This is a genomic window from Streptomyces sp. NPDC005820 (assembly GCF_040630255.1).
Taxonomy (GTDB): Bacteria; Actinomycetota; Actinomycetes; order Streptomycetales; family Streptomycetaceae; genus Streptomyces.
Genome location: NZ_JBEXXE010000007.1, coordinates 117,693 through 138,877 on the forward strand (window position 1 = coordinate 117,693; position 21,185 = coordinate 138,877).

The window sequence follows — 21,185 nt, forward strand, 5'->3', positions numbered from 1 at the left end:
GTCGGTCTCCTAGGGCACGGAGCCGTAAGGCGTTGCGGACTCCCACTTCTTTTCGAACTGGTTCTTGAAAAACTCGTACCATCTCGCGTCGTTCTGCCGAGTTACGGCAAAGGTGGGTCGCTGCCAATGATCGGCTTGGAAGGTGGCGATGCGCATGATGATTTTGCCTTGATCCGACGATGGATCGGATGCGATCACGGTGCAATGGGGAACGTGGGTGAGTGTCTTGATTTCCAGCTTTCCAGAAACCGGGCCGGACGGTGGCGTCAGTAGCCTTCTCAGGTTGGCCTCCAGGTTGGAGCTGAGATCACCGGCGCTGCGGTTCTCCGCCTCAGTGGCCGCGACAGTCATGGCCGTGCTGCCCGGCTCCATCACGAGGATCTTGATGTGGACGCCCTTGGCGACGGCTTTCCTGATCTCGCCGGCGTAGGAAACCAGATGCAGCTCAAGTGTCCAGCCGTGCAACCACACCTCGCGCGAAGACGAGATCATTCTTTTGATCTCCTCGCCGTCGTCGACCTCGGCGAAGAAGCGATCTGCGCTCGGTCTGGCGCCCATGTCGCCGAGGGATGTGTTGATCTTGTCGCTCTGCGCTCGAATTCTTAGAAGCGAAAATCCCACAAGAGCCAGCACCGCCAGAATTCCGGATGTCACCACCTCTTGCGAGGCCTTTCCGGTTATTCCCAGGACGGCGAACATGATCGCTGCGATCAGGGTTACGTAAAGATCGAGGCTTCGCATGGCACTGCGGGAAACCGTCGAAAATCGAGAGCTGGGACCAGGCATGTCGACCCCCCGGGACGGACTCTGTACCAGGGGTTGTCTCCAGCGGTGAGCGGTGCCAATCGTGGTGACCTGGATCCGGTCGCCGCGCCCTTGGCGCTCCTTCCTGGCGAAAGTCGGACCAGGTGACGTGCGCGTCACCGGCCCAGCAGCCAGTGGCCGATCTCCACGTCGGCCGCCGTCGGCCGTTTGCCGGCCTCGATCCGCCACAGGCTGTTCTGGAGCAACCTTCCCAGGGTCCAGGCGCGGGCCCGCCCCCGGTCGAGACCCAGTGCCTCGCTCAGCGCGTCGAAGCGCCGGAGGACGTCCTCGGCGTCGAAGCGGTTGGTCAGGGCCGGCCAGAGTTCGAAGCCCGGGTCGCCCGCGAGCGGCTTGGGGTCGATCGCGAGCCAGGGGGCGCGGTCGGCGCCGAGGACGTTGGCGTAGTGCAGGAGCCGGTCGCCCGGCTCGGCCGCGACCTCCCGTACGGCGGCCGCGCAGTCGGCGAGCAGCCGGCGGTCCCGGCGGTCGGGCGTCCGGACGAGCGCCTCCGGGGTCCGCTCCAGCATGCCCCGCGCGAGGTCGCCCAGCTTCCGCAGGCCCCGCGGCGCCCGGACGGACGTCAGCCGGGACAGCAGGACCCCGACGACCGGCACGGCCGCGTGGACGTCCTCGACGTGGGTCAGCGTGCGGTGCGGGTCGAGGCGTTCCAGGAGCAAGGTGCCGGTCGGCCCGTCGTGGCGCAGCAGCCGTACCGCGTGATCGCCGTTCCAGGTGCGGAGCGCGACCGGCTCGCCCGCCGTCTCCTCGTCGAGGAGCTGGAGCTTGAGCACGGCCCGGGTGCCGTCGGCGCCGGTCACCGGCAGGACCAGCGCGCACACGCCGTGCATCGGCGGACCGTCGATCCGCAGCTCCCAGCGCTCCAGGAAGACCGCCACCAGGTCCGGCAGCCTCGCGACGAACGCCCGCCCCGCCGCGCCGTTGATCTTTACCTGTTCTGTCACCAGCGCGCCCGGAATCTCGATCACCTTCCGGACGATACTTGCGGATTTGAATCCTCCCCTCCCTTGAAGTGGAGGGGATTCCTGGCTCAGGCCGCCTCCTGGAGCAGCGCTCCAGGAGGTCTTGCACCATCGGCACCAGCCGGGTTGAGACCAGCCCGGACGAGCATCACGCGTGCGGAGTTCTTGTCCCGTGGGGACGCGGTCTTGCACGCGGTGCAGGTGTAGGTGCGCTCACCCAGCGGCAGTGCGTGCTTGGCTCTCGCTCCGCAGTGCGCGCAGTCCATCGTGGTGTACGCGGGGTGGATGAGGCGGATGTCCCGCCTGTGCTTGCGGCCCATCTCGATCAGGGCCTGTTTGGTGGCGCCGATGGCGGCGTCGGCGGCCTTGCGGGCCATAGTGGTCCTGGCCAGGAATTTCGGCTTGAAGTCCTCGACAGCGACAGCGACAGCGACAGCGTCATGGTCGCGGACAACTTTCTTGGCCCACTTACGGCCGGTGTCCTCTCGCTGCCGGGCGACCTTCTTGTACGACTTCGCCCGCAGTCTCTGCGCCTTGCGGTAGCCCTTCGAGGCGGGCTGACCCTTCTGCGGTCTGCGGCGGGCCATCATCCGGTCGTAGCGGGTCAGCTTCGCTTGAGCCTTCCTGCCGAGTCCGGCGTGCGGCAGGTCGTGGTCGTCGGACGTGGTGGTGGCGGTCTCCTTCATGCCCCAGTCCACGCCGACCACCCGACCGGTCTCCGGCAGGGGTTCGGCCTGAGAGGGGACGACGAAGCTGGCGTACCAGTGCCCGAGGTTGTCCTGGTACACGCGCACCGAGGACGGCTCGGCCGGAAGTTTCCTCGACCACACGACCGTCAGGACGATGCCGCCCGCGAGATGTAGCCTGCCGTGCCTCAACCGGAAGCCGCGCCGTGTGTAGTTGAGAGTAGCTAGCGCCTCGCGTTTCTTCTTGTGCCCGGGCATCCCGGCCCGGCGGGCCATCGGCAACCGCTCTCGGATGTCCTTGCGCGCCTTGGCGCGGGAGCGGCCGAAGTCACGGATGATCTGCTGCTGGGGAACCGACGAGCCTTCCCGTAGCCACGGTGTGCGAGCACGGGCCTCGGTCAGCATCCTGTCGAGCTGTGCCGGGCCGCACGTGGCGTTCTGCCCGGTGGCCTTGTTGTGCCGGTGCACGGCGCTGGATTTGGCGACACACTCGTTCCACGTCCACCGGCACCGGTCCCACTCCGCCGTCAGAGCAGTGCGGGCGGCGGACGACACACGTAGCTGGTAGGTGTACCGGGCATGACCCACATCATCGGGCCCCGCCGCTTCCGCCATGCCGATATCCCCGCTCTCGTTCCCGTCGCCCGCCCCTGCGCTGACACGACCATACGAGCGAGATCCGCACACCCGCACCCATCTCCCGCCGGGGTCACCCCCGTCAGCGAAAACGGAAACACACGTTCGCCCTCACCCGATCTGCAGGGCGAGCGGGGTGGCGGTCTGCGCGCACGGGCCGGATACGGCGACCTTTCGCGTCGCTGTCACGGGATGCGACACCTCCCCGGCGTGAACGCCGGGGCCTCCTCACAGGACACCAGGTGAATCTGCTCCCGCGGTTTTCCGGTGTGCGGCGGGTGGTGTGGTCGTACGTCCGCAGCGCGCCCGGCACCTACGTGTGGCTGACGGTCCTGTTCTTCACCACGGTCGCCCTGCATCACATGTCCCCCGGGTTCGAGCAGGAGTTCCTGCGGCAGCGGTCGACCAACCTCCATGAGCTGTCCCGGCACCCCGTGCGGGTGCTGATCGCGAGTGCGATGTGGATCGACGGCGGGTACTGGCTGCCGTACGCGGTGCTGTACTCCGTCCTCCACGCCCAGGCCGAGCGCTGGCTCGGGACCTGGCGCTGGCTGACGGTGTGCGTGGCGGCGCACGTCCTGGCCACTCTGGTCAGCGAGGGCGCGCTGCTGAAGGCGATCCGGGACGGGATGGCCCCGGCGTCCTCGGTCAACACCCTGGACGTGGGCGTGAGCTACGCGCTGGCGGGGGTGGTGGCGGTGCTCGGCTACCGGATCCGCGGGCCATGGCGGTACGCGTATCTGGCGGTCGTCCTCGCCTTCTTCGCGGTGCCGCTGACCGCCGGGCCGACCTTCACCGACTTCGGCCACTTCGTCGCCGTCGTCATCGGTCTCGGCTGCTACCCGCTGGTCAGAGGGCGCGGAAAAGTGCGGAATCCGAAGGAGACAGGGCCCGTTTCACCGGATAACGTCCGGCCATGAGTACCTCGGCAAGCGATGTCGTGAACGGCGGGATCTCCTACTGGTACGCGGACGACGGACTCCCGGCCGTGCGCGAGCCGCTCGGCGGCGACCGGTCCGCCGACGTCGTGATCGTCGGCGGCGGCTACACCGGACTGTGGACGGCGTACTACCTGAAGAAGGCCGCCCCCGACCTGCGGATCACCGTCCTGGAGCAGCGGTTCTGCGGCTACGGCGCCTCCGGCCGCAACGGCGGCTGGCTCTACAACGGCATCGCGGGCCGCGACCGCTACGCCGCCCTGCACGGCCACGAGGCCGCCGTACGGCTCCAGCGCGCCATGAACGACACCGTCGCCGAGGTGGTCCGGGCGCTGGAAGAGGAGAACGTCGACGCGGACGTCCATGTCGGCGGCGTCCTGGAGGTCGCCCGCACCCCCGCCCAACTGGCCCGCCTGAAGGACTTCCACGCGCACGAACTGGCGTACGGCGAACAGGACCGCGAGCTGTACGGCGCCCGGGAGACCGCCGAGCGGCTGCGGATCGCGGGCGCCGTCGGCTCGACGTGGACCCCGCACGGGGCGCGCGTGCACCCGGTGAAGCTGGTCAAGGGGCTCGCGGCGGCCGTCGAGGCGCTGGGCGTCGAGGTGTACGAGTCGACGCCGGTCACCGAGATCCACGCCGGGCGGGCCGTGACCCCGTACGGCACCGTGCGCGCGCCGTACGTGCTGCGCTGCACCGAGGGCTTCACCGCCGCGCTGAAGGGCGAGAAGCGGACCTGGCTGCCCATGAACTCCTCGATGATCGCCACTGAGCCGCTCACCGACGAGCAGTGGGCGGCGGTCGGCTGGGAGGGCCGGGAGGCGCTCGGCGACATGGCGCACGCCTACATGTACGCCCAGCGCACCGCCGACGGCCGGATCGCGCTCGGCGGGCGCGGAGTGCCGTACCGCTTCGGCTCGCGCACCGACCACGACGGCCGCACCCAGCCCGCGACGGTCGAGGCGCTGCGGGAGATCCTCCTCGCCTTCTTCCCGGCGCTCGCCGGGGTGCGGATCGAGCACGCCTGGTCCGGGGTGCTCGGCGTGCCGCGCGACTGGTGCGCCACGGTCACCCTCGACCGGGCCTCCGGTCTCGGCTGGGCGGGCGGTTACGTCGGTTCGGGCGTCGCCACCACCAACCTCGCCGGCCGCACCCTGCGCGACCTGGTGCTGCTGGACTCCCGGCAGGGCGGCAACACCGAGCTGACGGTGCTGCCCTGGGTCGGCCACCAGGTGCGCCGCTGGGAGCCGGAGCCGCTGCGCTGGCTGGGCGTCCAGGGCATGTACGCCACCTACCGCACCGCCGACCGGCGCGAGACGCGGACCCACCGCGCCGGCTCCTCACGGCTGGCGCGGATCGCGGACCGGGTGGCGGGGCGGCACTGAGGCCCTGACCCGGGGTTTTCACCCGCCCCCGGGGTTTTCACCCGCCGACTCAGCCCACCGACTCCGGGACCGCCTCCTGGGACGGGACCTCGTGCTTCGGGGGTTTCGCCGTCACCATCAGGCCCGCGATCAGGCCCGCGAGGAGCATGATCCCGGCGGCCCACCAGATGGCGACCGTGTAGCCGTGCACGATGCCCTCGCGGGTCACCGCGTTGCGTTCGGCGGGGCCGGTGAGGTGGGCCGTGATGTAGGCGGTGCTGCTGGTGGTGGCGATCGTGTTGAGCAGCGCCGTGCCGATGGAGCCGCCCACCTGCTGCGAGGTGTTGACGGTGGCCGAGGTGACGCCCGCGTCCTTCGGGGCGACCCCGGCGGTGGCCGTGGCGAACACCGGCATGAAGGTCAGGCCCATGCCGAGGCCCATGAGCAGCAGCGCGGGCAGGATCTCGCTGGTGTAGGAGGAGTCCACCGTCATCTGGGTGAGGATCACCATGCCGCTCGCGGCGAGGATCATGCCGGGGACCATCAGCGCGCGTGGCTGCACCCGGCTCATCAGCCGGGCCGAGATCTGGGTGGAGCCGAAGATGATCGCGAGGGTGAGCGGCAGGAAGGCGAAGCCGGTCTTCATGGGCGAGTAGCCGAGGATGACCTGGAGGTAGTAGGTCATGAACAGGAACAGGCCGAACATGCCGATGATGGCCAGCATCATGGTCAGCAGGCAGCCCGCGCGGTTGCGGTCCTTGATGATGTGCAGCGGCAGCAGCGGGCTCGGGGCGCGCGTCTGCCACCACACGAAGGCCGCGAGCAGGACGGCCCCGCCCGCGAACAGCGACAGCACGAACGGATCGCTCCAGCCGCGCGACTCGGCCTCGCTGAAGCCGTAGACGATCGCGAACAGACCGCCGCAGCCCAGCACCGCGCCGGGCACGTCGAGACGGGAGGGGTGGCCGGGGGAGTCGTGCAGCAGGGCGGTCGCGCCGAGCACGGCGACGATCGCGATGGGCACGTTGACGTACAGACACCAGCGCCAGCCCAGGTACTCGGTGAGCACGCCGCCGACGATGAACCCGATCGCGGCGCCGCTGCCGGCCAGGGCGCCGTAGATGCCGAAGGCCTTGCCGCGCTCCTTGGGATCGGTGAACGTCGTGGTGAGCAGGCTCAGAGCGGAGGGCGCGAGGAGGGCGGCGAAGGCGCCCTGGAGGGCGCGGGCGCCGAACAGCATCCCCGGGCTGACGGCCGCGCCGCCGAGCGCGGAGGCGCCCGCGAAGCCGATCAGCCCGATGACGAAGGTGCGTTTGCGGCCGACGAGGTCGGCGATGCGGCCGCCGAGCAGCAGCAGACCGCCGAAGGCGAGGGTGTAGGCGGTGATGACCCACTGGCGGTTGCCGTCCGACATCCCGAGGTCCCGCTGGGCGGAGGGGAGCGCGATGTTCACGATCGTCGCGTCCAGGACGACCATCAGCTGGGCGAGGGCGATGATCACCAGACCCCACCAGCGGCGGGGGTCGGGGGCCGTCGAGGGTTCACCTGTCCGGGTGACACTCATTTGCCCAGAAGACCATGGATCGGGATGTATTGCATCCCCTTGTGGGGGTCGGAGACGGTCATGGCTCCAGCACCACCTTCCCGACGGTCCCCCGGCTCTCCAGGGCGCGGTGCGCGGCGGCGGCCTCGGTGAGCGGGAAGCGCTGGACGGCCGGGGTGAGCCGACCGGCCGCGGCCTCGGCGAGGGCGCGTTCCTCCAGGGCGCGCAGACCGCCGGCCCGTTCCAGCATCACCGGCCCGAGGACCGACCGGGAGACGCCCTCGACGAAGTGGCCCTGTCCGTCGCGGACGCCCTCGGCGGACCAGCCGAAGACGAGATGGAGCCCGCCGGGGCCGAGGAGGGCGACGGCCTCGCGGGCGACCTCCCCGCCGACGCCGTCGAGGACGAGGGTGACGGCCCGGCCGCCCAGGCGGGCGCGGACCTCGGCCGGCCAGGACGGGTCGTCGTAGTCGACGGCGATGCCGGCGCCGTTGGCCGCCACCAGGGCCGTCTTGCGGGGCCCGCCGGCGAGACCGACGACCGTGGCGCCGGTGGCGCGGGCGTACTGCACGAGGAGCGTGCCGATGCCCCCGGCCGCCGCCGGGACGAGGACCACCGCGTCCGGCCCGAGCTCGGCGAACTGCAGGATCCCCAGGGCCGTACGCCCCGTGCCGATCATCGCGACGGCTTCGGCGAAGTCCAGGCCCGGCGGGATCTCGTGCAGTCGGCCGGCGTCGGTGACGGCGAGCTCGGCGTAGCCTCCCGGCGCGAAGCCGAGGTGGGCGACGACCCGCCGGCCGAGCCAGGAGCCGGGGGTGTCCGCGCCGAGCGACTCGACGACTCCGGCGACCTCCCGCCCGGGGATCGTCGGCAGCGGGGTCGGCGCGGGGGCCGGCGGTCCCTGCACGCCCTCGCGCAGGGCGGTGTCCAGGAGATGGACGCCCGCCGCCCGTACGGCGATACGGACCTGTCCCGGGCCGGGGGCGGGGTCGGCCACCTCCTCGGGGGAGAGGTTCTCGGCCGGGCCGAAGGCGTGCAGTCGGATGGCGTGCATCGGGGTCTCCCGGGGTTGCCTCGTGGAAGGGGTGTGTCCGGGATCCAGCTTTGAACCTCAAGCTTGCTCGAGGTCAAGGGCGGGCGGCCGAGCGCCCGGGTGCGGCGGTGTCGTCGCAGGTCAGGTGGTGTGTCAGTGGTGGGGTGCACGATGGGGGCATGGCGAGGCGAGCGAGCGGTGGGACCGGCAGGGTGGTGAGGGGCGCGCGGCGGCCGGAGGTGCGGCTGCCCGCGCTGGAGCCGTACGGAGAAGGGGAGCTGGAGCCCGACGGGGACTACGACGGGGTGGAGTTCCGTGCGCGGGACCTCGCCGGGCAGGACGGCGCGGGCGCCCGCTTCATGGACTGCGCCCTGACGGAGTGCGCGCTGGACGGCACGCGGCTCGGACACGCCCGCTTTCTCGACTCGGTCCTCACCGGCGTGCGGGGCGTCGGCACCGACCTCGCGGAGGCGACCCTGCGCGATGTCGAGCTGACCGAGGCCCGTCTGGGCGGGACGCAGCTGTACGGCGCCGTGCTGGAGCGGGTGCTGATCCGCGGCGGGAAGATCGACTTCCTGAATCTGCGGCAGGCGCGGCTGCGGGACGTCGTGTTCCAGGGCTGTGTGCTCGTCGAGCCTGACTTCGGCGGGGCCCGGCTGGAGCGGGTGGAGTTCGTGGACTGCGCGCTGAAGGCGGCGGACTTCACCGCGGCGACCCTCACCGACGTCGACCTGCGCGGCGCGGCCGAACTGGGCATCGCGTCGGGCGTGGACCGTCTGTCCGGCGCGGTGATCAGCGCGGCGCAGCTCCTGGACCTGGCACCGGTGCTGGCGGCCCAGCTGGGGATCAGGGTGGAGGGGTAGGGGGAGGGTTTCTCAGCCGATGCGGGGGAAGCGGGCCTGGAGGGTCCAGATCGCCGGGTTCTCGCCCAGGTCCTCGTGCAGGTCGATCAGATCGGCGAGCAGGTCGTGCAGGAAGTCGCGGGACTCGCGGCGCAGCTCCGTGTGGGAGAAGGTCAGCGGCGCTTCCTCGGCGGGCATCCAGTCGGCCTCGACGTCCACCCAGCCGAAGCGGCGCTCGAAGAGCATGCGGTCGGTGGACTCGGTGAAGTCCAGCTCGGCGTACTGGGGGCGGGAGGCGCGCGAGCCCGCCGGGTCCCGGTCGATCCGCTCCACGATGTCGCACAGCGCCCACGCGAAGTCCAGTACCGGCACCCATCCCCAGGCTGTGGACAACTCCCGGTCCGCCTTGGTGTCGGCGAGGTAGACGTCACCGCAGAACAGGTCGTGCCGCAGCGCGTGGACGTCCGCGCGGCGGTAGTCGGTCTGCGGCGGGTCCGGGAAGCGGTTGGAGAGGGCGTAGCCGATGTCGAGCACGAGGGTGATGGTGTCATGCCCTCGTAGGATCGCGGTTGTGCCCCGATACGTGCGCTCCGTCCTCGTGCGCTCCGTCCTGGTGCGCTCCGTCCTCGTGCTGCTCCTCCTCACCGCCTGCTCGGGCGGTGGCGGGCGGGGAGCCGACGGGGCGGCGGGCGTCGGCGACCCGTACTTCCCGAAGTCCGGCAACGGCGGGTACGACGTCACGCACTACGACCTGACCCTCGCCTACGACCCGAAGGGCCGCCCGGCGCTGACCGGCTCGGCGGTGATCACGGCCCGCGCCGCACAGGACCTCGACTCCTTCCACCTGGACCTGAAGGGCCTGAGCGTCGAGGAGGTCACGGTCGAGGGCACCCGGGCGGGCTGGAGCCGTAAGGGCCAGGAGCTGAGCGTCCGCCCGGCCCGCGCCCTCGACAAGGGCGAGACCTTCCGCGTCACGGTCGCCTACTCCGGCACCCCGCAGCCGGTCACCGACCCCGACGGCTCGCAGGAGGGCTGGCTGCGCACCGCCGACGGCGCGCTGGCCCTCGGGGAACCGGTCGGCTCCATGGCCTGGTTCCCCGGCAGCCACCACCCCTCGGACAAGGCGTCGTACGACATCGCGGTCACCGTCCCGAAGGACCTGACGGCCGTCTCCAACGGCGAGCCGACCGGCGAGAGGACCGTCGGCGGCCGCCGCACCTCCACCTGGCACACCGCCGAACCCATGGCGAGCTATCTGGCCACCCTCGCGATCGGCCGCTACACCGTCACCCGCTCCACGACGAAGGACGGCCTGCCGGTGTACGTCGCGGTCGACCCGACGCAGACGTCCGCGAGCCGCAAGGTGCTGTCCCGTCTTCCCGAGGTCATGGACTGGGCGCAGTACAACTTCGGCCCCTACCCCTTCTCCTCCGTCGGCGCGATCGTCGACCGCCCGGGGGACTCCGGCTACGCCCTGGAGACCCAGAACCGTCCCGTCTTCCCCGGTCCCCCCGACACCGCCACCCTCGTCCACGAGATCGCCCACCAGTGGTTCGGCGACTCCGTCACCCCGAGGACCTGGCGCGACATGTGGCTCAACGAGAGCTTCGCGACCTACGCCGAATGGCTGTGGGAGGAGGACGAGGGCGGCGCCACGGCGGAGGAGACCTTCACCGACCTCTACGAGCACGGCGAGGACGACTACCCCGACCTGTGGGACTTCCCGCCCGGCGAGCCCCCGACCGCCGCCGACATCTCCTCCGACCCCGTCTACCAGCGCGGCGCGATGGTCGTCCACCGCATCCGCCGGACCGTCGGCGACGACGCCTTCTACGACATCGTCCAGGGCTGGACCGCAGCCCACCGCCACGGCACGGCGGACACCGACGACTTCACGGCGTACGTCGAACGACAGGCCCCGGACGAGAACCTCGACGAGATCGACGAGATCTGGGACGACTGGCTGTACGGGGAGGGCAGACCGGAGCTGCCCCGAGAGCGCTAGGGACGGAGTTCTCTCCGCAGGACGGCGCAGGGGCGCCCCAGTTGCAGATCCCGCCGGTGGCCGATGACCTCGTAACCGAGGGCCGTCCAGAAGGCGAGGCCCTTGGGGTTGGCGTCGAGGACGGCGAGGCGTACGGCCGTACGACCCTCGGCGCGGAAGCGTTCCGCCACGCGCTCGGCGATCCGCCGACCGTACCCCCGCCCGTGCGCCCCCGCGTCGACCATCAGCAGCCCGATCCAGGGATCCGGGTCGGCCGGGTCGGGGTGGTGGGCCAGGGTGATCACGACCCCGACCAACCGCCCCTCGCTCCTCGCGAGCGACACCTCCACCCCCGGCTCGGCCAGCTCCTCCGCCAACGCCCGCGCCACCTGCTCCGGCCGGATGTCGTCCGGATCCGGGAAGTCACCGCTGAGCGCCTGGAACTCGCGGTTCGAGGCGTACAGCGCGGTGAGTTCGGTGAGCAGCGGGGCGGGGATGTCGTGGTCGGGGGTGAGGGGGAGCGGTTGGAGCATCACGGGGGCAGGCTAGTCGTCGCCTGCACGCACGAGGGGCCCTGGTGTGAACCGGGGCCCCTCGATGGCTTGATCAGATGGTGAACAGCGTGCCGATCGGTCGCTGGATCAGACGTTGACGCCGAAGTCCTGGGCGATGCCGACCAGGCCGGAGGCGTAACCCTGGCCGACCGCGCGGAACTTCCACTCAGCGCCGTTGCGGTACAGCTCGCCGAAGACCATGGCGGTCTCGGTGGCCGCGTCTTCGGAGAGGTCGTAGCGGGCGATCTCGGCGCCGCCGGCCTGGTTCACGATGCGGATGTAGGCGTTGCGGACCTGGCCGAAGTTCTGCGAGCGGTTCTCCGCGTCGTAGATCGAGACCGGGAAGACGATCTTGTCGATGTCGGCCGGGAGGCCGGCCAGGTTGACGTTGATCGCCTCGTCGTCGCCCGCGCCCTCACCGGTGCGGTTGTCGCCGGTGTGGACGATGGTGCTGTCCGGGGTCTGCTTGTTGTTGAAGAAGACGAAGTGGGCGTCGGAGTAGACCTTGCCCTGCGTGTTGACCGCGATCGCGGAGGCGTCGAGGTCGAAGTCCGTGCCGGTGGTGGTGCGGACGTCCCAGCCGAGGCCCACGGTGACGGCGGTCAGGCCCGGAGCCTCCTTGGTGAGCGAGACGTTGCCACCCTTGGACAGGCTTACAGCCATGGTTTGGGACCCTTCCCTCGGTTCAGGTACGGCAGAAAGCTACAGCTACCGGTATGAACGCCAAGAGGGGTACGCAAGGTTCCTGGTCTCTTTGCTTTCTTTACCGGGGAAATCTGGATGACGCGGCCATGCCCGACGGGCGACCATGGGGGACATGTCCGGTCCCCATCTCATCCGCGGTTCCGTCCCGCTCCCCGAGGCCGAGCTGGCGTGGCGTTTCTCGCGGTCCTCGGGGCCGGGCGGGCAGCACGTCAACACCAGCGACTCGCAGGTGGAGCTCCGCTTCGACCTGGCCCGCACCGAGGCACTGCCCGAGGTGTGGAAGGCGCGTGCGCTGGAGCGGCTCGCCGGCCGTCTGGTCGACGGCGTGATCGTCGTACGCGCCTCCGAGCACCGCTCCCAGTGGCGCAACCGCGAGAGTGCCGCCGTACGCCTCGCGGCCCTGCTCGCCGAAGCCACCGCCCCGCCGCCCAAGCCCCGCCGCCCCACCCGCATCCCCCGCGGCATCAACGAACGCCGGCTCAGGGAGAAGAAGGCCCGCTCGCAGACCAAGCAGGGCAGAAACGGCCGCAACTGGTCCTGACCCACCCTCACAGCTCCCCCCACCGAGCAGCCTGCCCCCGCCGATGTGACATTGGAGCGCGGGGGTCGGCAGCGAGGAGCGACGTGATGGCCGTACGGCAGGCGGAGCAGGTCCGGCGGGTCGAGCTCGACGCAGGGGACTTCCCCCTGTCCGGCCTGCTCGCGCTCCCCCCGGACGGCGCACCACCCCGCGCCGTCCTCGTCGCCCTCCACGGCAGCGGCATGGCAGCCGGCTACTTCCACGGCCAGGCCGACGCCTCCACCTCCCTCCTGGCGCTCGCCGCCGACGCCGGCTACGCCGCCCTCGCCCTGGACCGACCCGGCTACGGCCTCTCCGCGCGTTCGCTGCCGCACGGACTGTGCCTCACCGAGCAGGCCCGGTGTGTGCGGGCGGCCGTACGCGCGTACGCCGACGCCCACGGGACGGGGGCCGGGTTCCTGCTCGTCGGTCACTCGCTCGGCGGCAAGGTCGCGCTCACCGCCGCGGCCACGGCCGGCAAGGACGACCGGCTCCTCGGCGTGGACGTCTCCGGGGTCGGCGCCCGCTGGGCCGTACCGCCCGACCGGCTGGCGGCCCTGCGCGACCGCCCCGACCCCCGGCTGCACTGGGGGCCGCTCACCCTCTACCCGCCGGACACCTTCCGCCTAGCGCGCCGCTTCCTCGCGCCCGTCCCGGCGCGGGAGGCCGAGGAGATCCCCGACTGGCCCGGCCGGTACGCCGACGTGGCCAGCCGCATCCGTGTGCCCGTGCGGTTCACCTTCGCCGAGTACGAGCGTCTGTGGGCCTGGGACCCGCCGGCCCTGCGCGAGCTGACACGGTCCCTCACCGCGCCCCTGGTCCGCGTGGACCACGAACCGGACGCCGGGCACAACATCAGCCTCGGGCGTTCCGCTCGCCGCCATCATCTGCGTCTCCTGGACTTTTTGGAGGAGTGCAGGGGGCGGCGCCGGCAGATGCAGTAGGGCCGTCCTTCGGGTGCGGCCGCGTCGTGGCCGGTCGCGCCCACGCGGCGGAGCCGCATGTCGACACAGCCCCGCGCTCTTTCAGGCCCAGCACCCCCACTACCTGCCTCCCGCTCAGTTCCCCCGTCCGGCGGAAGCCGAGGCGCAGATAGAACTCCTCGGGGCCGTGCTCGCCCGCGTGCCAGGTGACGTACAGCTCCTCGCCGCCCCGGCGGCGGATCTCGTCCGCGACCGATTGCACCGCGAAACGGCCGTAACCGCGACCCTGTTCTCCGGAGGCGATGTTCAGGCGCCACAGGCCGGAGCGGAACAGTGTGCCGTCCAGGCGCCAGTCGATGTCGAAATAGGCCATCAGGAAGCCGACCGGACGGTCACCGTCCATGATCAGTCGGGGCCAGGCGACACCGGGGTGCGCATAGGCCTCGGCGAGTGACTTCACGACGGGTGCGACTGCGAATTCCTGCTCGGGGGCGACCTTGACGGCGAGAGCCGCGTCGAGATTCGTGGAGGTGATTTCTTCGAGCCTGAGAGAAGTCCCCGATGTGTTCGTCATCCGGGGAAAGTAAGACGGCCCGTCATCCCCCGGCCACTGAATTCCGTTCAGCCCAACTGCCGGTACCGGCCCCGGAAATACAGCAGCGGACCGCCCTCCGCACTCGGCATCCGCGCCTTCAGCACCCGCCCGATCACGAGCGTGTGGTCGCCCGCCTCCACCCGCTGCTCGGTCCGGCACTCCACGGTCCCCAGCGCACCGCCGACCAGGGGTGCCCCGGTCGCCTCGCCGCGGACGTACGGGATGTCCTCGAAGAGCAGCCGGTCGCTGAGCCGGCCCTTCATGGCGAACCGGCCCGCGATGTGCCGCTGGCTCTCGGAGAGCACCGACACCGCCCACAGCGGCTGCTCGTCCAGCAGGTCGTCCATCCGGGAGCCCGTGCGCAGGCTGACCAGCACCAGAGGCGGGTCCAGGGAGATCGAGAGGAACGCCGTCGCCGTCATGCCGGCGTACTCGCCCTCGGGTGCCCCGGGGTCGTCGGGGTCCAGCGGCGGCTCCTGCGCGGTCACCAGGACCACCCCGCCGGCCAGCCGGGACATCACCGCGCGGAACTCTTCGCTGCTCACTCCCACAGGATGCCCAAAGGCGGGGACGGCAGGGGTCTTCAGTACGTCGGTAGCCACGCCCGGAACGCTAGTGTCGGAGCCCGGCCCGCCGCATCGGACCTCGGTCCGAGTAGGGTCGTAGGTCTGTGGACCGATTTGTTGTGTGCGTGCTGTGTTCAGTAAACACACAGGGAAAACGCAGAAACTCCACTCAAATGTTCAGGTTCGTCTGTGACTTGAGTCACAAGACGCATTAATTGTTGACCCTGTGTACCGAGTGGGCAGCGCGCTGTGATTCAGTGGCGGAGGTGTCACTAGGACATACGCAACGGACTGGAACGACAGAAACGAACGTTACGCCGAAGACAACCCTTGATTCGCTGCGAAGTCTCGGGGGGAGGGCGAAGCATGGAGACCGAGTCGGAGCCGTACGTCCGCCTTGCGTCCCTGCGACAGCTGCACCAGGTCATGGCCGAGATGAACGCGGCCCGCAGCCTGGCCGAAACACTGCAGACCGTCGCCGACGGCGTGGTCAGCGCGCTGGGCTACGAGCTCGCGTGCGTCAACCTCGTGCGCCCCGACGGGGACCTCGTGGTGGCCGCCTTCTCCGGGAACCCCGCCGCCGAGGCCCTCATCACCGGCCGGGTCGGCTCGCGCACCTCCTGGGAGCGCCGGCTGGGCATGGGCGAGACCTGGGGCGACCTGATCTTCATACCCCACACCGAGGGCTGGATCCTCGACGACGACGACGTCCCGCAGTGGTACACCGACGGGCCCGCCCCCCGCTTCGAGGACGAGTGGCACCCCTCCGACCGGCTCTTCGCCCCCATGTACACCCCCGCCCCGCCAGGCAGCGGCGGCACCTGCGGTGAGCTCATAGGCGTCCTGTCCGTGGACCGGCCGCGCAACGGCCGCCGGCCCGGCGCCTGGGGGCGCGAGGCGCTCCAGATGTACGCGTTCCAGGCCGCCATCGCGATCAGCAACGCGCGTCTACGCGCGAATATGCAGCGGGCACTGGTCCGTCTCGAACGGGAGCAGCAGGCCCTGCGCGCCAGCGAGGAGTCCTTCCGGCAGGCCTTCGAGTACGCCCCGTCCGGCATGGCGATAGCCGAGATGGGCGGTGACCAGCACGGGCGCATCCTGCGCACCAACGACGCCCTGTGCCGGCTGCTCGGCCGGCCCGCCTCCACGATGCGCCGCTACTCGTTCTCCGACCTCGTCCACCCCGAGGACATAGGCACCCTGCTGCGCACCTCCGCCGAGGGCGGCCGCGCCGAACTCCGCCTCGGCCGCCGCGACGGCACCTACGTCTGGGTCTCCCTCCGCAACTCCGTCGTCGCCGACGCCGCCGACGGGCCCCGCTTCCTCCTCACCCACGTCGAGGACATCGAGGAGCGCAAGCGCCGCGAGCTCCAGCTCGCCCACCGCGCCTCCCACGACTCCCTCACCGGGCTGCCGAACTCCGCGGAACTGCGCTCGCGGCTCTCGGCCCGGATCTGTTCGCGCCCCCAGTCGACCCACCCCGCCGCCGTCGACGCCATGGACCAGGCCTACGGCCACCCCGCCTTCGACGCCAACGGACACGGCTTCGACTACCGCCCGGCCGGCGCCGAGTCCTACGACGGCTACGACCACCACGTCCACACCGCCGCCCCCGAGGACGGCGCCCGCGACGACGGCACCAAGGGGCTCGCGGTCCTCTTCTGCGACCTCGACGGCTTCAAGTCCATCAACGACCGATTCGGGCACAACGCGGGCGACGCGGTCCTCATCGAGGTCGCCCGGCGCCTGTCGCGGGCCGTCCGCGACGGCGACACCGTCGCCCGGCTCGGCGGCGACGAGTTCGTGATCCTCGCCGACGGCCTCGGCCGCGCCGACGCCGCCGACCTCGCCGTACGCCTGCGCAACGAGATCATCCAGCCGATCCGCGCCGAGGGCCGGGCCGTCCGGGTGGGCGCCAGCTTCGGCATCGGATGGGCGCACTGCGGGATGACCGCCGACGAAGTCCTGAAGTCCGCGGACGAGCGGATGTACGTCGAGAAACGATCTCGTCCCAAACAGCACAGACGTGCGGGGTGAAACACCGACGAACCACCAGGTCAGCCCCCAGGTCGCCGAGCTGATGCGATACGGGTCACCCGTTCGGGGCAGCTGGACCGGGTAGGCTCGCCATTCGCACCTTGCAACGCATCAGCCCCGCACCTGTTGAGGAGTACGAAGGGATGACGCCCGGCAACAACGGCGCGAGTACGCCCGAGGACGACGACCCGTTCGGCTACCTCTACGCCGACGGCCAGGCCAACGGCGCCCAGCCGCCCTCCGGTGGCTACGGCTACCCGGGCTCGGTCAACAGAGTGCGTGCGGTCGGTGAGCGCCAGTACGGACAGCCGCCGCAGCAGCAGACCGCGCAGTACGGTCAGTACGGCCAGCCAGGCCAGCCCACGGTGCCCCAGCAGGGCGCCTACGGCCAGCCGAACGCGAACTACGCCGCGCCCGAGACCTTCCCCGGCGGGGGCGGCCCGACCGGCCGTCAGCAGTCCGTGCCGGGCGGGGGCGGCCGCGGCCGCGGGCCCAACACCAAGGGCCTGCTGATCGGCGCGGTCGCCGTGGTCGCCGCCGTCGTGATCGGGATCGCGGTGGCCATGGCCAACGGCGACTCCGACTCCGGTGACGGCAACAACGCGAGCAACCAGGTCTCCCCCTCGGCCTCCGCCTCCGCGAGCGCCTCCCCCAGCGAGTCGTCCACCGGCAAGGCCGCCGAGGAACTGCCGACGGTCGACGCCAAGACCCTCAAGCTCGGCGGCGGCGCCTCGCTCGCCTCCGACGTCCAGGGCGCGCAGTCGGACGGCGGGATCTACGTCAACAACCTGAACAACCAGGGCGCGTCGGTGACCTGGACGGTCAACGGGATCCCGTCCGACGGCTCCTACACGCTCTTCGCGCACTACAGCGCCGCCGGTGAGGACCAGTCGATGACGCTCACCGTCAACGGCAAGAAGTTCGGCAGCCCGATCAGCATGAAGAACTACGCGAACGCCGCCGACGGCGACTTCGCCAAGGGCTGGACGACGACGTACTCCTACCCGACGCTCACCAAGGGCACGAACACCATCTCGATCTCCTGCGAGAGCGGCGACAAGTGCAATGTCCTGCTGGACCAGCTGTATCTGAAGGCGGGCCAGGTCAAGAGCTGAGCTCAGGCCGCGGTGGCCTCCCCGGTCACCGCGACGCGGCCCAGCAGCTCCTCGTAGGCGGACCGGTCGAACTCGCCGGCCGCCGGGGCCAGGACGGTCGCCGCGGACAGGGCGACGGCCCGGGACAGCCGGTCCGGCCAGGGCAGGCCCTCGACGAGGGCCGAGAGCAGGCCGGCCGTGACCGAGTCGCCGGCGCCCGTGGGATTGCCGTGGACGCGGGTGGGCGGGGTCGCCCGCCAGCGGCCCTCGGCGGTCGCCGCGATCAGCCCCTCGGACCCCAGTGAGGCCACCACGGCCTGCGCGCCGCGCCGCCGGACGTCCTGAGTCGCCCTCAGCGGCTCGTGCGACCCGGTGAGTTCGGCCAGTTCGTCGGCGTTCGGCTTGACGAGGTCCGGGCGTGCGGCGACCCCCCGGCGCAGCGGCTCCCCGCTCGTGTCCAGCAGCACCGGCACCCCCGCGGCCCGTGCCTTCCGCACCAGCCCCGCGTACGCCCCCACCGGAACCCCCGGCGGCAGACTCCCGCACAGGGCCACCGCGTCGGCGTCGGCGACCAGATCCTCGTACGCCTCCTGGAACGCGGACCACTCCGCCGGGGTGATGAGCGGGCCGGGCTCGTTGAGCTGCGTGGTGTCACCGGTGCGGATGTCGACGACGGCGACCGTGCGGCGGGTGGCGCCGGAGACGGGCAGGAGCGCGTCGCCGACCGACAGCGGGAGCAGATCCCGTACGACCTCGCCGGTGGCCCCGCCGGCGAAACCGGTGACCGTCACCTCGTGCCCCAGCGCGGCCAGCACCCGCGCCACGTTCAGCCCCTTGCCGCCCGGACGCTCCGTCACCTCAGTCACCCGGTGCGCGGCGTGCGGGCGCAGGACCGGGACGCGGTACGTGAGGTCGAGAGCGGTGTTCAGTGTGACCGTGAGGATCACCTGTGCCGACCTCCCCCGAGTGCTGCGAGCGGTGCGCGACGGTTGCCGCGGGGCCCGATCATGCCAAAAGGACGGCGACCGGCCCAGACCCCGGGTCGGCCACCGTCCTCAGGACGGGGGTCGTTTCAGGACAGTTGGGGATCGACCACCCAGTCGCCCTTGCGCATCACGCCCTTGACCTCGAAGTTCTCGTCGAGGAGGACCAGGTCGGCGTCCTTGCCGGGGTCCAGGGAGCCCACCGTGTCGTAGAGGCCGAGGACACGGGCCGGGGTCGCGGACAGGGCGGTGACCGCGTCCTCGACCGGGAGGCGGTCGACGGTCACCGCGCGCTGGAAGGCGCGGTCCTGGGTCAGGGTCGAGCCGGCGATCGTACCGCTCTCCACCAGCCGGGCGACCCCGTCGCTGACCTCGACCTCCAGCGGGCCCAGCAGATAGCGGCCGTCGCCGATGCCGGCCGCGTCCATCGCGTCGGTGATGAACGCGACCCGGTCCGCGCCCGCGTGACGGAACGCCAGTTCCAGCGAGGCGGGGTGGAGATGGACGCCGTCGTTGATGAGCTCGACCGTGACCCGCTCGTCCTCCAGGAGGGCGGCGATCGGGCCGGGGGCGCGGTGGCCGAGCGGCGGCATCGCGTTGAAGAGGTGGGTGGCAACGCTCGCGCCCGCCTCGATGGCCTGAACCGTCTGCTCGTACGTCGCGTCCGTGTGCCCCACGGCCGCGATCACCCCGTGTTCGACGAGGAGGCGTACGGAGTCCAGCCCGCCCGGGAGTTCGGTGGCGAGGGTGACCATACGCGCGGCGCCGCGTGCCGCGTCCAGCAACTTGCGTACGTCCGCCGGGTCCGGGTCGCGCAGCAGCGCCTCGGAGTGGGCGCCCTTGCGGCAGGGCGAGATGAACGGGCCCTCGAAGTGGATGCCGGCCAGGTCGCCCTGTTCGGTCAGCTCGCTCAGCAGGCCGGCCTGGCGGACCAGGACGTCCATGTCGTCGGTGACGGTGGAGGCGACGAGGGTCGTGGTGCCGTGGGCGCGGTGGGCGTGGATCGCCTTCTGTACGTCCTCCACCGGGCCGGAGAAGGAGGCTCCGCCTCCGCCGTGGTTGTGGAGGTCGACGAAGCCGGGGACCAGCCAGTGGCCGGTCGCGTCGATGACGTGGGCGTTCGCCGGGGTGGCGGCGGTGAGGTACCGGCCCTCGACGGCTACCTGGCCGCCCTTGACCGTCCCGGTGGGCATGACCACGTTGGCGCCGGTGAGGAGCAGGGGGGTGCCGGTCGTCGCGGGGTGCGGGTGCGTGGTGGCTCGTCGCGCAGTTCCCCGCGCCCCTGGGGGGGTTGCCATCAGGTCGATACCTCCGTGGCGTCAGTGGTGTGGAGGAGATCCCAGGCCAGCAGGCCTGCGCCGCGGCAGCCCGCGGTGTCGCCGAGGGCCGCCGGGACGATCTCCGGGAGTTTCTGGAAGGTGACCCGGGTGCGGACGGCGTCCCGGAGGGGGGTGAACAGGGTTTCGCCCGCCTCCGCGAGGCCGCCGCCGATGATGAGGGTGCGCGGGTCCAGCAGGGTGAGGGCGGTGACCAGGCCGTCGGCGAGGGCGTCCACCGCCCGGTGCCAGACCCGGACGGCGTTCGGGTCGCCGGACGCGACCGCCTTGGCGCAGTCCGCCGCGTCCGCGTCGGGGTCCCCGCAGGCCGCCGCCCAGGCCTCGGACACCGCCGCCGCCGAGGCGAACCGCTCCAGACAGCCGCGCTGCCCGCACGGGCACGGGGTGCCGCCGGGCCGTACGACGACATGGCCGATCTCGCCCGCGAAGCCGTGCGCCCCCGCCTCCACCCGGCCGTCGACGCCGATCGCGCCCGCGATGCCGGTGCCCAGCGCCACGAACAGGAAGCGGTCCGCGCCCCGGCCCGCGCCGACCCGGCCCTCGGCGAGCCCGCCGGTGCGGACGTCGTGGCCGAGGGCGACGGGGGCGCCGAGGCGTTCGGCGAGGAGCGTGCGCAGGGGGACGTCCCGCCAGCCCAGGTTGGCCGCGTAGACGGCGATGCCGTCCGCCTCGTCGACGATGCCGGGCACCGCGACCCCGGCGGCGGCCGCTGGCTCGCCGAGCCGCTCGACGCCGTGCGCGCGCAGGTCGGCGGCGAAGCCGAGGATGGCGTCGACCACCGCGTCGGGGCCGTGCTCACGGCCGGTCGGCCGGCGGTCCTGGTGCAGGAGGGCGCCGTCGGCGCCGACCAGGGCCGCCTTCATCCCGGTGCCGCCCACGTCGAGGGCGATGACATGTCTCACGGGAACAGTGTGGCCCGAGGACCGGTAAGAGGTCTAGTCCACTTATCCGTCTTGGGGGTACCGTGCCGCCTCATGAGACCCAAAAGAGGTCTAGTCCACCCGTATGGTGTAGACCTTGTT

At 71.4% G+C, this 21,185-nt stretch carries 20 protein-coding genes and 1 pseudogene; 8 read left to right on the forward strand and 13 right to left on the reverse strand.

Annotated elements, in window-relative coordinates:
* Positions 1-9: 9 nt before the first annotated feature.
* The 3 genes from ABZ464_RS10785 to ABZ464_RS10795 form a co-directional block, all read right to left on the reverse strand.
* Positions 10-741: a hypothetical protein gene (locus ABZ464_RS10785; protein WP_359273981.1), complete on the reverse strand. Its 732-nt coding sequence runs from the start codon at positions 739-741 to the stop codon at positions 10-12.
* Between the two features lie 179 nt (positions 742-920).
* Entirely contained in the window at positions 921-1,790 is an 870-nt protein-coding gene (locus ABZ464_RS10790; RefSeq protein WP_359273983.1) for an aminoglycoside phosphotransferase family protein, read from the reverse strand.
* Between the two features lie 62 nt (positions 1,791-1,852).
* Positions 1,853-3,085 carry a transposase gene (locus ABZ464_RS10795; protein WP_359273986.1) on the reverse strand — a complete coding sequence of 411 codons (1,233 nt, stop codon included), beginning with the start codon at positions 3,083-3,085 and terminating at the stop codon, positions 1,853-1,855.
* Between the two features lie 263 nt (positions 3,086-3,348).
* Here ABZ464_RS10795 and ABZ464_RS10800 point away from each other — a divergent pair, with 263 nt between their 5' ends.
* Together ABZ464_RS10800 and ABZ464_RS10805 are read left to right on the forward strand one after the other, a co-directional pair.
* Entirely contained in the window at positions 3,349-4,026 is a 678-nt protein-coding gene (locus ABZ464_RS10800) for a rhomboid-like protein (RefSeq protein WP_359273989.1), read from the forward strand.
* The gene (locus ABZ464_RS10805) at positions 4,023-5,429 is read left to right on the forward strand and encodes an FAD-dependent oxidoreductase (RefSeq protein ID WP_359273992.1); all 1,407 of its coding nucleotides are present in this window, start codon (positions 4,023-4,025) and stop codon (positions 5,427-5,429) included. The genes ABZ464_RS10800 and ABZ464_RS10805 overlap by 4 nt, the downstream gene beginning before the upstream one ends.
* Before the next feature lie 49 nt (positions 5,430-5,478).
* Here the strand turns inward: ABZ464_RS10805 and ABZ464_RS10810 are convergent, their stop codons facing one another.
* Complete coding sequence (locus ABZ464_RS10810; RefSeq protein ID WP_359273995.1) at positions 5,479-6,972, reverse strand: MFS transporter; 1,494 nt, start codon at positions 6,970-6,972, stop codon at positions 5,479-5,481.
* A gap of 58 nt (positions 6,973-7,030) precedes the next feature.
* Positions 7,031-8,005: a zinc-binding dehydrogenase gene (locus ABZ464_RS10815; protein ID WP_359273998.1), complete on the reverse strand. Its 975-nt coding sequence runs from the start codon at positions 8,003-8,005 to the stop codon at positions 7,031-7,033.
* A 158-nt stretch (positions 8,006-8,163) separates the two neighbouring features.
* On the opposite strand from ABZ464_RS10815, the gene ABZ464_RS10820 reads away from it, so the two are divergent.
* Positions 8,164-8,847, forward strand: a complete 684-nt coding sequence (locus ABZ464_RS10820) for a pentapeptide repeat-containing protein (protein ID WP_359274001.1) — start codon at positions 8,164-8,166, stop codon at positions 8,845-8,847.
* 12 nt (positions 8,848-8,859) lie between these two features.
* Here ABZ464_RS10820 and ABZ464_RS10825 read toward each other — a convergent pair whose 3' ends face one another.
* Positions 8,860-9,360: a hypothetical protein gene (locus tag ABZ464_RS10825; protein WP_359274004.1), complete on the reverse strand. Its 501-nt coding sequence runs from the start codon at positions 9,358-9,360 to the stop codon at positions 8,860-8,862.
* 7 nt (positions 9,361-9,367) lie between these two features.
* On the opposite strand from ABZ464_RS10825, the gene ABZ464_RS10830 reads away from it, so the two are divergent.
* Positions 9,368-10,831, forward strand: coding sequence for a M1 family metallopeptidase (locus tag ABZ464_RS10830; protein WP_359274376.1), 1,464 nt, complete (start codon positions 9,368-9,370; stop codon positions 10,829-10,831).
* Here ABZ464_RS10830 and ABZ464_RS10835 read toward each other — a convergent pair.
* Together ABZ464_RS10835 and ABZ464_RS10840 are read right to left on the reverse strand one after the other, a co-directional pair.
* Positions 10,828-11,343, reverse strand: coding sequence for a GNAT family N-acetyltransferase (locus ABZ464_RS10835; RefSeq protein WP_359274379.1), 516 nt, complete (start codon positions 11,341-11,343; stop codon positions 10,828-10,830). The genes ABZ464_RS10830 and ABZ464_RS10835 overlap by 4 nt on opposite strands.
* Positions 11,344-11,451: 108 nt before the next feature.
* A complete protein-coding gene (locus tag ABZ464_RS10840; protein WP_037709701.1) occupies positions 11,452-12,027 on the reverse strand; it encodes a TerD family protein in 576 nt (191 codons plus the stop codon).
* 145 nt (positions 12,028-12,172) lie between these two features.
* On the opposite strand from ABZ464_RS10840, the gene arfB reads away from it, so the two are divergent.
* Together arfB and ABZ464_RS10850 are read left to right on the forward strand one after the other, a co-directional pair.
* Positions 12,173-12,610, forward strand: a complete 438-nt coding sequence (arfB, locus tag ABZ464_RS10845) for an alternative ribosome rescue aminoacyl-tRNA hydrolase ArfB (RefSeq protein WP_359274007.1) — start codon at positions 12,173-12,175, stop codon at positions 12,608-12,610.
* A gap of 86 nt (positions 12,611-12,696) precedes the next feature.
* On the forward strand, positions 12,697-13,572 hold the full coding sequence (locus ABZ464_RS10850) for an alpha/beta hydrolase (protein ID WP_359274010.1): 876 nt from the start codon (positions 12,697-12,699) through the stop codon (positions 13,570-13,572).
* An 82-nt stretch (positions 13,573-13,654) separates the two neighbouring features.
* On the opposite strand, the pseudogene ABZ464_RS10855 reads toward ABZ464_RS10850, so the two are convergent.
* Together ABZ464_RS10855 and ABZ464_RS10860 are read right to left on the reverse strand one after the other, a co-directional pair.
* Positions 13,655-14,125 (reverse strand): annotated as a pseudogene (locus ABZ464_RS10855) (GNAT family N-acetyltransferase); the annotation flags it as partial.
* 47 nt (positions 14,126-14,172) lie between these two features.
* The gene (locus tag ABZ464_RS10860) at positions 14,173-14,748 is read right to left on the reverse strand and encodes a flavin reductase family protein (protein WP_359274013.1); all 576 of its coding nucleotides are present in this window, start codon (positions 14,746-14,748) and stop codon (positions 14,173-14,175) included.
* A gap of 330 nt (positions 14,749-15,078) precedes the next feature.
* On the opposite strand from ABZ464_RS10860, the gene cdgB reads away from it, so the two are divergent.
* Both cdgB and ABZ464_RS10870 read left to right on the forward strand, forming a co-directional pair.
* Positions 15,079-16,749: a diguanylate cyclase CdgB gene (cdgB, locus tag ABZ464_RS10865; protein WP_359274016.1), complete on the forward strand. Its 1,671-nt coding sequence runs from the start codon at positions 15,079-15,081 to the stop codon at positions 16,747-16,749.
* 143 nt (positions 16,750-16,892) lie between these two features.
* The gene (locus tag ABZ464_RS10870; protein ID WP_359274018.1) at positions 16,893-17,864 is read left to right on the forward strand and encodes a carbohydrate-binding protein; all 972 of its coding nucleotides are present in this window, start codon (positions 16,893-16,895) and stop codon (positions 17,862-17,864) included.
* Positions 17,865-17,866: 2 nt separating this feature from the next.
* On the opposite strand, the gene ABZ464_RS10875 is transcribed toward ABZ464_RS10870, so the two are convergent.
* The 3 genes from ABZ464_RS10875 to ABZ464_RS10885 all read right to left on the reverse strand — a co-directional run bounded on the left by ABZ464_RS10875 (position 17,867) and on the right by ABZ464_RS10885 (position 21,065).
* A complete protein-coding gene (locus ABZ464_RS10875; RefSeq protein WP_359274021.1) occupies positions 17,867-18,790 on the reverse strand; it encodes a 1-phosphofructokinase family hexose kinase in 924 nt (307 codons plus the stop codon).
* Between the two features lie 125 nt (positions 18,791-18,915).
* The gene (nagA, locus tag ABZ464_RS10880) at positions 18,916-20,019 is read right to left on the reverse strand and encodes an N-acetylglucosamine-6-phosphate deacetylase (RefSeq protein WP_359274382.1); all 1,104 of its coding nucleotides are present in this window, start codon (positions 20,017-20,019) and stop codon (positions 18,916-18,918) included.
* 104 nt (positions 20,020-20,123) lie between these two features.
* Positions 20,124-21,065: an ROK family protein gene (locus ABZ464_RS10885; protein ID WP_359274024.1), complete on the reverse strand. Its 942-nt coding sequence runs from the start codon at positions 21,063-21,065 to the stop codon at positions 20,124-20,126.
* Between the last annotated feature and the right edge of the window lie 120 nt (positions 21,066-21,185).